The following is a 14,418-nucleotide window of genomic DNA, read 5'->3' on the forward strand; positions in this document are numbered from 1 at the left end:
GGAGCATTGCCAATATACATCAAACATTTCAAAATAACTACTTCGCTTAACGCAGTCATTGCACTGATTTTATACTTACTTAACTTATAAAAAAAGCCAGGAGCTGATCTAACGTTTAAAGGTCAGCTCCTAATATATACACCCCTGTCCAAAGTTACGCTTTTAACTTCTCATAAGCCAAAACTTAGTATTCCCCTCACAACGCCTCTTGTCAATCAAAGAATTCCATATACTGCTTTTCATCCCTATAATAGTCTAATCGATCCGCAAGCGTACCTGTATGGAATTCAAACTTATGACCATCTGGATCAGTAAAATAAATGGATTGTTGATCACGTATATCTCTTTTTCTTCCATTTAGAATAGTTACACCTAGGCTCTTTAATCTTTGATAAACACTTAAAAAATCCTTTTCCTCAATAGAAAAAGCGGTATGTGTATAGGAATGATGAATTTCCGTACGAGGAATTCCTATTTCTTCATTTAGAGCCAGCCATAGACCGTTTAAATCAAAATATGCTGTACGCTTCCCCCTCACTAGAAGCTTTGCTTGAAAGACCTGTTCATAAAAGCTAATAGACCTACCTAAATCCGATACTGAAAAAAGCAAATGATTAATACCATTAATTGTCAACGTCATCCCTCTCTTTCAACGCATGTTTAAGCAAATTCGCACCTCACCAAACAAACTATACATTCGTCCACTCCTGTTGTCTCCTATCATGACAGAGTGTCAACCAGCTTAAGAGGAGGCTAATACGTTTAATTAATTATCTCATTTATATGAATTCAATGCTTGCCTCATTTTTGGAGGAGGTAAATGTCAGTATTTTTCCTAAGGAAAAGCGCAAGTGCCCGATTAGAAATTTTATACTTTCTTATCTTTTTTAAAAAAACTTGCTTTCAAGAGTATTCTCTTGAAAGCAAGTTTCAAATAGTAAGTAATTAGCTAAAAACTTTTGTTTTTTCTGTCCAATCCACAAAGTTGTCTATAACAGAATCCACGAACTCAATTGTAGGTTCATCGGTAAGATTACCTTGCTCGTCCATTTTATTTTGGATTGATCCTATGAACACTTCGTTTCCAGGTAATGTAAGTGCTCCAATACCAGGTGCATTTAAAATCTGACGAAGCTGCATTTGTGCTCGAATCGTTCCCATTGCGCCCATAGAAGCTCCTACAATCATAACAGGCTTCTTCACCATTACTTGGTCTACACGAGAAAACCAGTCCAAAGCATTCTTTAACATGCCAGAAATCGAACCATTATATTCTGGTGTAGCGATAAGAATACCATCACTTAACAGAATTTTATCTTTAATCTCTTTTACAATTGTAGGCGGGTTAAATTCCTCGTCCTGATTATAGAAAGGAAGTTGATCAATTGGCAAAATTTCAATTTCAACTTTATTCGTATACCTTTTTTGTAAAAAGCGAGTTAGCTTCATGTTGTATGAGTCTTGGCGATTACTACCAACCATTGCAACAATTTTCATATCGTATTCCTCCTGTAGTTTTAAGTTAATTGCACTATTCATTGTTATCAAAAATAAGCGGAAACATCAAGAAATCTGTTTCTAAACCTCAAAATGTCAATACCCTAATAACAAATTGCACCTTTTTTAGCAATTTTTCAGGAGACCTTTACCAGCTAATGTCCTTAGGTGGTTTTAGGAGTGCACCATGTTTACATTGTTTAAGAATCATAAATTAAGATTTTACTTGCTAGGAGGTAGGGTCTCCAGGTTAGGCGACGTATTAACATGGATAGCCTTTTTATTTCTTGCTCATGGTATGACCCATACAACCTGCATGGAAATTGTTCGGATTATGATGAAATACGGTTGTCCCACGCCCATCCTTTTATAACCACCTTCACTTACTTTTAATCGTGACTTGACTTTTTTGTTTTTCTTTTATTCATGTATTTTCTTATTACCGGATAAATAATTGGTCCATATTTAATTAATTTTCGAATTAGCTTTTTCATTATATTCCTCCATTTTTTGTTCTACATCTTATATTTCCTTTTTTATTGAATTATTAAACAAAGTTAGTTTTTTTCATTTATTTATTTTAGAACGTCGAAATCCACATAGACGAAACATCATTTTATAATTGAAGTACAATTATTAAAACACCATCAAACACTGACATGATACTATTTTAAAATAGTTGAAAATAAACATATTGATTTTATTGTACTGTAGGTATAAAATGAGTAAGTATTAAATCAACCACCATTTATTATCATTGAAGAAAGAAGGAATGAAGAATTGGAAACACATTCTCCTGAACAAAAACCACCCTATGGGATGATTGCCATATTATTTGTTGGTGCATTCGTTGCCATATTAAATGAAACATTGTTAAATATAGCCTTACCTTCCATTATGACAGAGTTTGATGTGAGTCCGTCGGCAGTACAATGGCTGTCTACCGGATATATGCTAGTAAATGGCATTCTCATACCAGCTAGTGCGTTCTTTATTCAACGCTTTACCAACAAAAATCTGTTTATCACTGCAATGTTTCTATTTACAGCTGGTACATTCTTAGCAAGTTTAGCACCGTCTTTCGGAGTACTACTTGTAGCAAGAATGATTCAAGCCTCTGGTTCAGCTGTTATGATGCCACTATTAATGAATGTGATGTTAACAGCGTTTCCTGTTAAAAAACGCGGAACAGCCATGGGTACCTTTGGACTTGTTATGATTGTCGCGCCTGCCATTGGCCCAACATTATCTGGCTGGGTAATTGAACATTACAGCTGGAGAACTTTATTTTATATTGTTTTACCGATCGCAGTATTTACACTTGTATATGCCATTTTTAAATTGAAAAATATTACGCCACAACGTGATATTAAACTTGACGTCCTATCTATTATTCTATCAAGTTTAGGTTTTGGAGGACTATTGTACGGATTCAGTACAGCTGGAGAAAATGGCTGGGATGATCCTCTTGTGTATGGAACGATTATTGTGGGGGTAATTTCTGTTACCGGTTTGATCATGCGTCAGCTTCGTATGGATGATCCAATGCTCGAATTCCGGATTTTTAAATACCCAATGTTTGCATTATCCTCTGCTATTTCCATCGTGCTTGCAATAGCGATGTTCTCAGCTATGATTTTAATGCCTATTTATGTACAAACGATAAGAGGTATTTCCCCATTCGAATCTGGACTGCTCATGCTCCCAGGTGCTTTGGTGATGGGGGTAATGTCGCCAATAACAGGGCGTTTATTTGATAAATATGGACCAAAGCTATTGGCTATTTTTGGTTTATTCATTACGATTAGCACAACGTATTTCTTTAGTAAATTGAATATGGAAACAGCTTATGGAACAATTATGCTCCTTTACACCCTTCGCATGTTCGGAATGTCCATGGTGATGATGCCAGTAATGACAAATGGATTAAACCAGTTACCAATGAAGGATAACCCACATGGAACTGCTATGAACAATACGTTACAGCAAGTATCTGGAGCAATCGGTTCTGCATTACTTATTACCGTTATGAACAACCGAACAGAAACAAAGGCAGCAGAATTAGGAAAAGAAGCAATGGCAAACATCGATCCAAGTACTATGGCTTCAGAACAAGCGATGGCTGAAATGCAGGCGCAAATTGCAAATAATGCCATGTTAAACGGAATTAACTTTACATTCCTCATTTCTACAATCATCGCTGCAGGAGCGTTAATTTTATCGCTCTTTATGAAACGGGTCGATACCAGTCAAAATCAAAAAGAACAACAAGAAATGATGATGAAACGGACAGCAAATCATGATAATCATCCAGCTACTGTCACAAACGAATCCTAAAAACTGTTGTGAATACCAATCTTAGCTTGTAGAGAAACGCTTTGTTTCTTTACAAGCTTTCTTTATGTTCTACTAGGAAGTAAACCACATGCTCTCCACAGGAAAAGTCCGACTTTTCGAGGTCACTTCATCCCGTCACTTTAGGGCATTACCAGTATTACTTCCATATCAAAAAAGGCTCTCCTTCACCGAACGAACCTGAAATAGATAAAGGAATCGTTGATATTCTGATAGACCTTTGTTATTAAAGCCTGTACGCAAGTTACAATGACGAAGCACGTACGGTTCTGATGAATTATTACTAGCAGTACTAAAGTGACACTTCAATCAGTGGAAGTTTTGTTTATCCTCCAATGATGTTTAGTACCACAGGGGTATGACCTAAAGCCTCTGAACCAATCGGTCATTTACTAGCAGTAGATCCCACACTTACCAATATTGGTTTTACTTTTTGCTTAAAGTGGGGTCTTATTGCCAGTTATATGTACTGATAAATTCATCCAAAATTGCTTGATGACTCTTTACAAGAATAGTAGGTAAATTACTTGCGTTAAAAAATTGCAAAGATATCGATTCCTTTTCATCCATCTGCAAGTTGCCGTAAAAGCTCTTTGTATAATAAGCGACGGTGACGACATAAAATTCATCACCATTTTCTGCTCTAATAAAATGTTCCTTTCCAGAATAGACATTTAATAAAGCTAGACTATCTATTTGTAAACCTGTTTCTTCAAAAACTTCTCTACAGGCAACTTCTTCCGTGGATTCACCTAATTCCATTAATCCACCCGGAATCCCCCATGAACCATTAGGGAATTTGCGTTGTTGTAGCAATATTCTATTTTCTTCATCTAAAATGATAGCAACAGCTCCAACAAATATTAGCGGTCGATGCCCTACTAATTCTCTTAACGTTTCAATGTATCCCACTATCCGTCTCTCCTTTTGGCCATTTATCCTTCTTCCCAAGTTTTTCTAAATCCATAGAACGGGCGGTAGTGATGTTTTTCATAGTACGTATAGGAACTACTGCTTGCTAATAGATCAACCCTTGTTTTCGGATACATCTGGCGTACATAATCCAGTAACTGTCTTCCTAAACCTATACCGCGATAGTCTTTAGCGATAAGCAGTTCACAAATATATAATGTAACATTTTCATCCGTCAAACCTCTTACATAGCCTATAATCCTTTCTTCATCTTCTAAAACATAACGGACATTGGAATGATCCCAGGCTGCTCTCGTTGTTCCTTCATTCTGCACTAGGTTATTCCAATCCTCTTCTTGATTTAAGAGCTGAATAGAAGAAAAATCATTTTTTCGATACATACGTATTGCTATCGTTTTTTGTTCAGTTAGCTGAATCTTCATTTCATTCTCCCTTGAATCATACATGTAGTTCATTACACTTTTCTATTAATAATTCCGCCATTTCCTTCGGTTTTACATCTATATTCATTAACTGAGGAATATCAATCCATACTGGATGATAAGTGCCTCTACCAGTTGTTTTATTACAAAATTCTTCTCCCATTCCGGTGCCAAACCTTCCAGAAACAATGCGAGCCAGAAAGAAATACTGATCACCATGGTATGAAAGAATGCCCAGACAGCTGGTAATCGAAACTACAACACCTAGTTCTTCTAAAGCTTCTCTTTTCGCAGCCTCTTCTGGAGTTTCATTCACTTCAATTCCTCCACCAGGAAAAACATAATACTCCAGTTTGTCTACCCTTCTCCTTATCAGGACTACTTGATTATTTTCAAGCAATACGACTGAATTGCGATTTCTCACAACCTCTCATCGCCTTTCTTGAGAAATTAACATGATGCATATATCAACGTATTAATCATCATAACAAAGGAGCATGTCAATCAGCTAACCTCCATATTATTAGGACTTTGATTATTAGCTACTTTCTTCGGCCTTCAACAAAAAGCAATCTATAATCATATGTATTCCGCGATTATTCGTTATTCTTATTAAATTCAAGCAGCCAACAATCGCGATACGCTCCTTCATGAAATTCGAAATTCAATAGCTTTCTTATTTTTTTAAAACCAGCTTTTTCATAGCACCTCAATGCTCTAATATTCGTAACTTTCGGATCCATTATAACCTTATTTGCTCCTTTTTCTTTTAATAAATGTTGCACCATTGTTGTTACTAGGAGTGTACCTATCCCTTTATTCCAACAATCTACCTCGCCTATGAACTGATCCATACCAAACATTACCTTTTGACATATACTCCGTCAGTGCACTCGTCTGTTCATTAATTGGGTAAATCTGAATATACCCAATCGGCGAATCTTTGTAGATTACAATGGAACGATCTATTTCTGGATTGTGATCATAAAAATCTGCATTTACCATGTCCAAGCTATAAGGTTTATCTCGCCCTTCGTAGAATTCTAATATTTTTGGATCTGTCAGCCATTTTTTTATTAAAACTTTGTCTTTAGCTTTTAAGGAACGAACACCTAACTTTCCTTTGCTCCAATTCACACGATCACCCGCTTATTAAGGTTCCAAAAAACATGCTCTGAATCAACACCAGTAAAAATGCTCCATTTAAAATCGCCTCACATAGCGTTAGTTTTTAATTTTCACAACCTTCCTCCTCCCATTCATTTTACGAAGTGCCCTCACCACTTTCCTCAGCAGGGATATGACATAAATAGCTCTTGTATCTTCATTTTTCCCTTTTCAACAGAAGTTTCAATATACCCAATGATTTGCTCAAATGTAAATACTTTCAATATTATGTCCGATCGCTTGTGGGCAGATTGAAAATCTTCCTTTACCATTCTCAGTAATGCACGAAGTTCATTTTTACTTACCTCTACAATCGAACCCGTTTCTAAGCCATATTCTAATTCATCTATAATTTGAGTCGAAACATTATAATGTTGAATTAGCATCCCATTAAGCAGACGAAAATCCTGATGATACCTTTCAAATAACTGTTTGTTTACTTCCATTCTATTTTTCAACCATGCGAAATAAAATCCATGTAACCATAGATCATCTGCTATAAGATGAGAATAATATCCCTTAATATAATCAGAAGTATCCTCTTTATATGTTTGATAAAAATCGTTCCATGCTATGACTCTTGAAAAATCTTCAATATTACCTTGATAATAATGTGATTGATCCTTAGGATGTTTTGCATCTGCAGCAATCCCTCCTAATAAAAAGGCATGCTTGTTTCGTAACGATAGTTGCTTAGCGATTTCATTTGCAATAATTAAGTGCATCATTCGTGAACCCACATCATCACTCCTAATTCTACAGTTAGGCACTACAGATGTTTTACAATCTAATTCAGAACAGGGTATAACTGGTGAATCTTAATAATTGTTTTTATTTCTGATGGTGTAATGCCCTAAATGTTGGGCTTAACTCACTCCATACATCAAATTTGTTTCCATTTGGATCATAAAACACAAAATTTCTTCCAGCATGTCCCCGATCTTCTATTTTGCCCACGTTAATATCTCTGCCTTTAAAATCTTGATGCAAGTTCGCTAACGCTTCTACACCATTCACTTCAAAGGTAACGGAAAAACATTCGTTCCCATAACTATCTGTAAAGTTAGCTGATTCACCTAATGGTGATTTAACAAGAAAAAAACTTTGATCAGCAAATTGTAGAATTGCTTTATCATTATCTTTATAATTCACTTTAGCTCCTAAGTGTTCTGCATACCACGTTGCTGATTCTTCCACTTCTTTAACAGGCAGATAGGTGGTCCCTACACGAGATAATTTCCCCTTCACTATGCTTCTTCCCCCTTAGTTAATGCTTTATTAACTGCTGCTATTGCATGTATTTTTGCTGTATCAAACAACGGAACTTGCGCATCATCTTGACCGATGAGCAAGCCAATTTCTGTACATCCTAATATAATCCCTTCAGCTCCTTGGTCAATCATCCCTTGTATAACTTCTTTATAATAGGTTCTAGAAGCATCTTTAATTTCTCCTAAACACAATTCATTAAAAATAATGGCATTGACCCGCTCTCTTTCATCCGGCTTCGGGATAATAACTTGAATTCCTTGTTCACGTAAACGAGATATATAGAAATTTTGTTCCATCGTATAATTCGTTCCTAATAATCCTACTTTATTGCAATTACGTTGTTTGATTTGCTCTGCTGTTGAGTTAGCAATATGTAAGATTGGTATATGAGTAGTTGCTTCAATGGCTGGTACTACCTTATGCATCGTATTCGTACAAATAATTAGGAAGTCGGCTCCTGCTTTTTCTAAAGCATGTGCACTTTTACTTAGTATCTCTCCCGCCTTCTCCCAATCACCAGTAGCTTGGCAACTCTCAATTTCTTGGAAGTCCACACTATACAACAAGCATTTTGCAGAATGTAATTCACCCAAGCGCTTATTTACTTCTTCATTAATGATGCGATAATACAATGCTGTAGATTCCCAACTCATGCCACCAATTAATCCAATAGTTTTCATAACTGCCTCCTTAATCATATAAACTAGTTCAATCTAATTATTTAATCGCAATGAAAGTCGAAGCATATCTCTACAAACAATTCCATTTTCAATAATTTCAGTAGGATAATGTTTTGTGAAGAAATCTTGCTCGATACCTGTAATACGAAAACCACATTTCTGATACAGGGCAAGCTGCCCTATACTGGAATTACCTGTTCCTACTTCGATACCATGAAAACCGTTTAGTTGCGCTGTTTCAATGGCATGTAAGACCAATTTTTTACCAAGTCCTTTCCCTTGAAATCGTTCATCAATAGCAATATTCATCAGTTCTGCCGTATCCATACGCTTCGCCATCAGGACATACACTCCAATTACCTCTCCTGCTTCTTCGGCAATAAAACATTTCCCCTTGATAAGATAAGCTTCAATTAATTCTTCGGACGGATCTGCTAGTAATAGCAAATGTCTCGGTGCCTGTTTCTTATCTCTTAGCTCTGTTATTTTCATTCGTTTTCTCCATTCTCATTATTCTATTTTTGAAGGGACTATTCCTAAATACCATTTGTATTCATCAATACAACTCTCCATCCATCCGGATCTTCAATAGTGATACCTTTCTCTTTCCAATAACCATTCTCTGGATCTACTTCGTAGCACCCCATATCCTGTAGCCGTTTAACTATAGAAATAATTTCCTTTTGGACGGGAATATAAAAGACTAGTAAATTATCTTTGGTGGGTGCAGGACAAGGACTACCATCCACATGTTTTGTGAATTCAAGTTGGTACGTAATCTCTGGAAGACCTAATATGACACCTGTATACCCACGATGACCAGTAAATTCGGTAATTCGCTTTAATCCTATACCTTTTTCATAAAACTCGATAACTTCATCAAATTTATCCGTTGGTCTAGCTATTCTTATTTGTGCTGCAAAAAAATCATGAAATTCCATTTATTTATGCACTCCTTGTTTTGTTGTTATAATTGATGCCATCCATATACATATTCTGTAAGTTTCTTTTCAGCGATCATAATCTCTTTTGCATCTATTCGCTTGGCGCCCATTGTTTCATAAAAATAGCGTGCATTATTATCAGCTAACACTAATACAAGCATAGACCGGAAGCCATCTCTCCTCAATTGTTGTGTGACAGAACGAAATAAACGTCTACCGATACCTATTCCTTGATAGTTCTTTAATAAATAAATCGCATACAGCTCCCCTTGATAACCAGGGTAGTCATTCGTTCGTTCTTGACCACCAACTGCAAAACCTACAATATTTCCAGTATGATCTTCCGCTATAAACACGGTCTGATTTCTAAGATTATCGTTCCAAAGATTAGTTCGCCTCTCATAAGTCTGCTTTTGTATATAAGCATCCGGAATAATTCCTTTATAAGTGGATTTCCAGCTTTCCACATGTACGTAGGCTATTTTAGCTGCATCCGCCATAATTGCCTTTCTTATTTTCATCGTATCACCTTTTTATGTATTACTTGGAATTAGCTTTCATACGTTAAAACACTTCACGTTCCCTATTTTTCGATAATCTACTTGTCTCATTTGCTTGAAGCATCTTTGAAATATAAATAAAGCCAATAACGCATATGGCTGTAATTCCCCAGCTAAGAACATTCCGTATAATCAGACCTTTATCAAAGGCATCTACACCATAAACCGAAATAAGCTTAATTTTTATAAAAGCCAAGATAATTTCTCTTGCTGCAAAACCCAGTGTAATCAGATTGAACACGAGAAAATATTTCCGCTCATTAAAAATCGCCTTCATTTTTTGCCTACTGTATCCCTGCAATTCCACAAAATCTAATGTAAACAATAGAAAGAGTGGCCTTTTTATTAATATAGTAAATAGGAAAAAAACTGCCATCGCAAAGGCATAGTAGACATTATTCCAAAGCATCTGCAATGCCGATCCTGCCAGCACATTTACTAAAGTACTTGCTATAAGTGTCAGAATCATAAAGGCACCAAATATATTAACCTGTTTAACTCTAAAAAAGCGAATAAACGAATAAATAATTCCTGGAATCGTCGATATTAGCATCGCTGTGTAATCTCCGATTGTATCTCTCATAAAATTCCAAATAAATAATGGAAATACTAGATAGCAAATGACATCCCAGATCACAATATTTTTTTGCATAAGGTACGCTCCCATTTTTTCCAATTAGCTAAACTTAAATACTTCCAGAAAACATAGTGCTCTCAGCCACAGGATTGCATGGTATAGCTTCCCATTATATCCAATAAACTTATTAACAAGCATATATGTACCATAGTCCAACTACTATTTTTCGCATATATCTACCTATCAAACTTTCCTTATTGCCTGTTAAATACTGTATCTATTCCTAATTTACTAGATTGTTAGCTATTTACCCAGCTTCAACATCATTCGAATGGTTTGTAGCTCGTGTCCGTCAAAATTCTCCGTGAATTCCTCGATAACCTCGAACCCTTTGGATTGATAAAATCGCTTTCCAATGTCATTATCCTTTTCGACATTAATATATATTTCTCTTGCCCCTCGTAAATAGTCAATTCCATGAGTTAATAGAGCAGTTCCGAGTCCAATGCCTTGGTATGCTGGCAACAAATATATAGCTCCAAGTTCTACTTTCCCTGAATCAAATACAGGCGAAAAATTTGCAAACCCTACGATCATTTTATCAAAATCAACAACAAAAAGATTTGAAAAATCCATTCGACGCCTCATCATCTCATCACTGTAGGCAGAATTTAAAAAGTTATCCTGAATAGGTAACGGAATAATACCATCATACGTGGCATGCCAGCTTTCTTTAGCAACAGCTTGGACAGAAGCAATATCTCGTTCTTCTAGTTGGCGGATTACATAATTCATCATTACGCTCCTTTCTATTATATAAAAAGCATTAATGAAAATGCTTGCTATTTTTTCTGTCAATGCGTCTATATTGTCCTGTTTATACTTCTATTCTCATCTGTTTTTCAAGTCAGCCATTTTCAAACAACATATAACTAAATCTGTAAATTTAGTGAGATAAGCATATCATCTAATATAATTAAATTCATTATATTATGAATTCGATAATACTACAAAAAAAGACGCAGGATTATATACTATCCTCCATCTTTTATCAGTATTGCTTATTCTATAACTTTGTTTCGTTGCAAGGATGGTGGGCAAGCAAAATTGTATGCTTTAATTTTTTTGTTTACCGTTTTAATTTTTCTTTTTCTTTCTTCACCTTCTAAAGCGCTAATTTCTTCCTTTAGCGTGTCAATCTCATTTGCTAATTCAACCCACTTCGGAAGTACATGATTATCCTTCATGGTTTTGTATAACTGTTTTTCACTTGGATTCATGTAATCCTTTCCCAGCTTTAAAGGTTTTCCTTTGCCCGGTAAATGATCAAACTGACCATCCTTTTCCGCCTTCCTAATCATTTCACCAATAGGATCAGCATACTTCGGCTTCTCTTTTAGTTCATTTTTTTCATCATGATCTTGATCCATACGTTCACCACCAATCGCTTTTTTACGATGATGTTCCAATAAATAGCTTATGCATTTGTATTCGACAAATTCACCAAAGTACCTGCCTTATCTGAAATATTCATAAAGTTGTCACAGTATATGTACCTAGATAGACTGGAAAAAGCGTAGTCTTAATATTGATAAATAAGTTCAACTGCAGCTTCTATCTCTATTTGACCTGGTTCTATCGGTGTAGCGAAGCTCTCCGCTGTTGTAGCAAACGTTTTATAAGCAACTGGTGGTGATTCTGTCTGTTCAATAATTTTAACAGGGATTTGATCTAGATTAAGCTGCAACGAGTCGGTAATGGTTCGTGCTTTTCTTCCACCGTCCTCAAGGGCAAAACGAAGCGCCTCCTCATAAAATGCCTGAGGATGATCTGTAGTAAATACAATATTGGATACCCGATTAACTCCCTGCTGCACAGCGGTATCAATTACAATTCCAATCTGATTTAAATCCTTTATGATGACTCGTATCGCATTGCTAACCTGATAGCCTCGGTCAATTTGTTTTCCATCTTCATAATCATACTTCGGGGAAATTGTATACGAAGCAGTTTGAATATCTTCTTGTGAAATTCCTAGGTTTAATAAAGATTGAATCACTTGATTCATCGTTTGCGCATTTTCCTGTTGTGCTTGGCTCAGCGATTGATTTTCCGTCACAACAGCCAATTGAATTGAAACGACATTTGGTTCAACCGAGACCTTTCCATTTCCATACACCGTTAGTCTTCGCCTTGACTCTGTAGCTTCAGGAGTGGGCTGCTGTCTGACATAAGGGTTGTAAGAGTATTGCATCTGCACTCTCCTTTCTCCATTTATTTCATTCTATGCTTTGTATAAGTAAATGATTAACTATTTTCATGCTTGGCTTTTATATTTGTGAACTTCAGCGAACCTGCAACAGATTCGAATATTCTAATCTATACCTCCTTCCACTTGTTGCTCCAATTGAGTCAAGATTTGCTTTTTGTAATATTCGTTTTGTAACATGGGAAGTCGGTAGTTGGAGAAATTCTCTCGCTTGTCGATTGTTAATATATGGATTAATTAATAAAGCATAATCGGCAAGTGCTTGTTTATGGGCCTCATTTGACTGCGAATGACAATTAGAGCAATACCACTTGCCATAATAGAAAGTCATTTTATTCCGTTCACAGCTTGGGCATAGGACACCTTTCATTCATCAGCATGTACTCCATACATCTGCATAGCATCGATCTCTTCGGGAGTATAAACTGGAAGGATAGATACAGCAAATCGGTCTCTGTAAAGCACTTTTTAGAATAGCGTGCTTGAAGTTTATCGATTCTCTCTATTAATCTCTCCTTATGGATAACTATTTTTATAATTGCTGATTTATTGGTTAAATTCTTTAAAATTGTATTAGCGTTGCTATAAACAACAAGCTTCTCTAAAGGAATTGATGGGAGGTTAAATTGCCGGAGCCAGCGAAGTAGACAAAGATGCTGCAGGTTGATCTGATCGATTGGATTTCTAAGAACCTGTTCCATGTCATCGGTAACTCGAATTACTTGTCCGCTATCATTAAAAATGACAGGCTCCTTTATGTTCTTAACTTCTTTCATTACTAAAAAACGATTCAAGAGGAGTGAACTACTCCCACCACTTACCACCCTTACGGGTTGCTTGAAGTGTATTTGTAACTTCGACGACTTAGTTGTGAACTTCAGCGACTTTGCTTAATTCTGCCAATAATCAGGATCAGACATCCGCATTTCTTCAACTACATCATCTAAGTCAGCAGGTGTTATGGTAAAAATTGAATTTTCATCTATTGCTTGCTTTGCTGCTTCATAAAAGAAACGAGTGCTTCCTGGATATTCCTCATCCATTAAAATAAGACAGGCATCACTTTTGTCAGCTAACCACATATTTTTTGCTTTAAATTGAAACGAACCTTTATAATCTCCTTGGTAAATAGGCTTGTAAAAATCAGCTGTAGCCACTAATGCTTGATATTTTTCCTGAAGTGACTCTGGCCAGCGTGTTTCTTGATTTTCAAAAGGCGGAAAGATACCTAGTTTTATATCATAATCCTCTTGTAAATCTAACACGATTTCTGCTGTCCATATTTCCACTCCCATTTGCCCTGATAGGAGTATCCATTCTAGTCCCTCTTCTATGAGTGGGACAATTCGCTTTACAATAGCAGCCTTTATATATGTGATTCGCGGATCATCTTCTTTAAATATGTTTATTTCCATTGGTTTATATCCTGTGACTGCTAAAATTTTCATCTATATGCCTCCTTGCTATTAGAACAAAAACGCAAGCATCCGATTAGAAACGTAGCAACTAGAGCCAATCAACGGAGATAAAGGAATCACGGGGTGCTTGCGAGTCGATGATGACTTAGATTAGGTCAATTCGTGAAGTCGACTCGTTTCTGGGCGCTGGAGCTAGACGCAGCTCCAGCGCCCATATTTATCCACATGGGCTAATTTTATATTTTCCTCACTATCGTTGCATTAAACAAAAACAAAAATGTCAAGTATTAATTAATTTCAAATAAATGTAATTAAAGGGAATTT

General features: G+C 36.1%; 22 protein-coding genes. 1 reads left to right on the forward strand and 21 read right to left on the reverse strand.

All coding sequences use genetic code 11. From position 1 onward, the window contains the following. Nucleotides 1-211 precede the first annotated feature (211 nt). The 3 genes from fosB to Q1A47_RS17405 form a co-directional block, all read right to left on the reverse strand. On the reverse strand, nt 212-634 hold the full coding sequence (gene fosB / locus Q1A47_RS17395) for a metallothiol transferase FosB (protein WP_166529796.1): 423 nt from the start codon (nt 632-634) through the stop codon (nt 212-214). A gap of 311 nt (nt 635-945) precedes the next feature. Beyond that, entirely contained in the window at nt 946-1,497 is a 552-nt protein-coding gene (locus tag Q1A47_RS17400; RefSeq protein ID WP_026682062.1) for an NADPH-dependent FMN reductase, read from the reverse strand. Between the two features lie 389 nt (nt 1,498-1,886). Further along, on the reverse strand, nt 1,887-1,991 hold the full coding sequence (locus Q1A47_RS17405) for a hypothetical protein (RefSeq protein WP_226983493.1): 105 nt from the start codon (nt 1,989-1,991) through the stop codon (nt 1,887-1,889). A gap of 325 nt (nt 1,992-2,316) precedes the next feature. On the opposite strand from Q1A47_RS17405, the gene Q1A47_RS17410 reads away from it, so the two are divergent. Further along, a complete protein-coding gene (locus Q1A47_RS17410) occupies nt 2,317-3,834 on the forward strand; it encodes a DHA2 family efflux MFS transporter permease subunit (RefSeq protein WP_166529827.1) in 1,518 nt (505 codons plus the stop codon). A 468-nt stretch (nt 3,835-4,302) separates the two neighbouring features. Here the strand turns inward: Q1A47_RS17410 and Q1A47_RS17415 are convergent, their stop codons facing one another. From Q1A47_RS17415 to Q1A47_RS17495, 18 genes are all read right to left on the reverse strand, one after another. Beyond that, complete coding sequence (locus Q1A47_RS17415; RefSeq protein WP_026682061.1) at nt 4,303-4,764, reverse strand: NUDIX hydrolase; 462 nt, start codon at nt 4,762-4,764, stop codon at nt 4,303-4,305. Nucleotides 4,765-4,787: 23 nt separating this feature from the next. Beyond that, the gene (locus Q1A47_RS17420) at nt 4,788-5,240 is read right to left on the reverse strand and encodes a GNAT family N-acetyltransferase (protein WP_366141148.1); all 453 of its coding nucleotides are present in this window, start codon (nt 5,238-5,240) and stop codon (nt 4,788-4,790) included. Then, on the reverse strand, nt 5,224-5,631 hold the full coding sequence (locus Q1A47_RS17425) for an NUDIX domain-containing protein (protein WP_166529794.1): 408 nt from the start codon (nt 5,629-5,631) through the stop codon (nt 5,224-5,226). The genes Q1A47_RS17420 and Q1A47_RS17425 overlap by 17 nt, the downstream gene beginning before the upstream one ends. A gap of 172 nt (nt 5,632-5,803) precedes the next feature. Then, the gene (locus Q1A47_RS20920; protein ID WP_366141149.1) at nt 5,804-6,070 is read right to left on the reverse strand and encodes a GNAT family N-acetyltransferase; all 267 of its coding nucleotides are present in this window, start codon (nt 6,068-6,070) and stop codon (nt 5,804-5,806) included. After that, nucleotides 6,024-6,344, reverse strand: a complete 321-nt coding sequence (locus Q1A47_RS20925; RefSeq protein ID WP_308036062.1) for a GNAT family N-acetyltransferase — start codon at nt 6,342-6,344, stop codon at nt 6,024-6,026. Before Q1A47_RS20925 ends, Q1A47_RS20920 begins: the two co-directional genes overlap by 47 nt. Before the next feature lie 152 nt (nt 6,345-6,496). Beyond that, complete coding sequence (locus Q1A47_RS17435; RefSeq protein ID WP_026682058.1) at nt 6,497-7,114, reverse strand: zinc dependent phospholipase C family protein; 618 nt, start codon at nt 7,112-7,114, stop codon at nt 6,497-6,499. A 91-nt stretch (nt 7,115-7,205) separates the two neighbouring features. Next, a complete protein-coding gene (locus Q1A47_RS17440; RefSeq protein WP_166529793.1) occupies nt 7,206-7,622 on the reverse strand; it encodes a VOC family protein in 417 nt (138 codons plus the stop codon). Continuing rightward, nucleotides 7,622-8,326, reverse strand: a complete 705-nt coding sequence (locus Q1A47_RS17445) for an aspartate/glutamate racemase family protein (protein ID WP_121604782.1) — start codon at nt 8,324-8,326, stop codon at nt 7,622-7,624. Before Q1A47_RS17445 ends, Q1A47_RS17440 begins: the two co-directional genes overlap by 1 nt. Nucleotides 8,327-8,359: 33 nt before the next feature. Further along, entirely contained in the window at nt 8,360-8,818 is a 459-nt protein-coding gene (locus Q1A47_RS17450; RefSeq protein ID WP_121604781.1) for a GNAT family N-acetyltransferase, read from the reverse strand. Nucleotides 8,819-8,862: 44 nt separating this feature from the next. Then, nucleotides 8,863-9,267 carry a VOC family protein gene (locus Q1A47_RS17455; RefSeq protein ID WP_026682054.1) on the reverse strand — a complete coding sequence of 135 codons (405 nt, stop codon included), beginning with the start codon at nt 9,265-9,267 and terminating at the stop codon, nt 8,863-8,865. A gap of 26 nt (nt 9,268-9,293) precedes the next feature. Next, nucleotides 9,294-9,791, reverse strand: coding sequence for a GNAT family N-acetyltransferase (locus Q1A47_RS17460; RefSeq protein WP_121604780.1), 498 nt, complete (start codon nt 9,789-9,791; stop codon nt 9,294-9,296). A gap of 43 nt (nt 9,792-9,834) precedes the next feature. Then, nucleotides 9,835-10,482, reverse strand: a complete 648-nt coding sequence (locus tag Q1A47_RS17465) for a VC0807 family protein (protein WP_034679329.1) — start codon at nt 10,480-10,482, stop codon at nt 9,835-9,837. A 228-nt stretch (nt 10,483-10,710) separates the two neighbouring features. After that, on the reverse strand, nt 10,711-11,202 hold the full coding sequence (locus Q1A47_RS17470) for a GNAT family N-acetyltransferase (RefSeq protein WP_166529792.1): 492 nt from the start codon (nt 11,200-11,202) through the stop codon (nt 10,711-10,713). 266 nt (nt 11,203-11,468) lie between these two features. Next, nucleotides 11,469-11,876 (reverse strand): DUF1992 domain-containing protein, encoded by a 408-nt coding sequence (locus tag Q1A47_RS17475; protein ID WP_051388364.1) that lies wholly within the window; start codon nt 11,874-11,876, stop codon nt 11,469-11,471. 113 nt (nt 11,877-11,989) lie between these two features. Then, nucleotides 11,990-12,661: an SIMPL domain-containing protein gene (locus tag Q1A47_RS17480; protein ID WP_166529791.1), complete on the reverse strand. Its 672-nt coding sequence runs from the start codon at nt 12,659-12,661 to the stop codon at nt 11,990-11,992. 91 nt (nt 12,662-12,752) lie between these two features. Continuing rightward, on the reverse strand, nt 12,753-13,046 hold the full coding sequence (locus Q1A47_RS17485; protein ID WP_152525436.1) for a hypothetical protein: 294 nt from the start codon (nt 13,044-13,046) through the stop codon (nt 12,753-12,755). Continuing rightward, nucleotides 13,018-13,452: a hypothetical protein gene (locus tag Q1A47_RS17490; RefSeq protein WP_299632582.1), complete on the reverse strand. Its 435-nt coding sequence runs from the start codon at nt 13,450-13,452 to the stop codon at nt 13,018-13,020. The genes Q1A47_RS17485 and Q1A47_RS17490 overlap by 29 nt, the downstream gene beginning before the upstream one ends. A 114-nt stretch (nt 13,453-13,566) precedes the next feature. Further along, a complete protein-coding gene (locus Q1A47_RS17495; protein ID WP_026682048.1) occupies nt 13,567-14,124 on the reverse strand; it encodes an SLOG family protein in 558 nt (185 codons plus the stop codon). Nucleotides 14,125-14,418 lie beyond the last annotated feature (294 nt).

It is taken from the genome of uncultured Virgibacillus sp. (genome assembly GCF_947495635.1).
Classification (GTDB): domain Bacteria; phylum Bacillota; class Bacilli; order Bacillales; family Amphibacillaceae; genus Virgibacillus; species Virgibacillus salarius.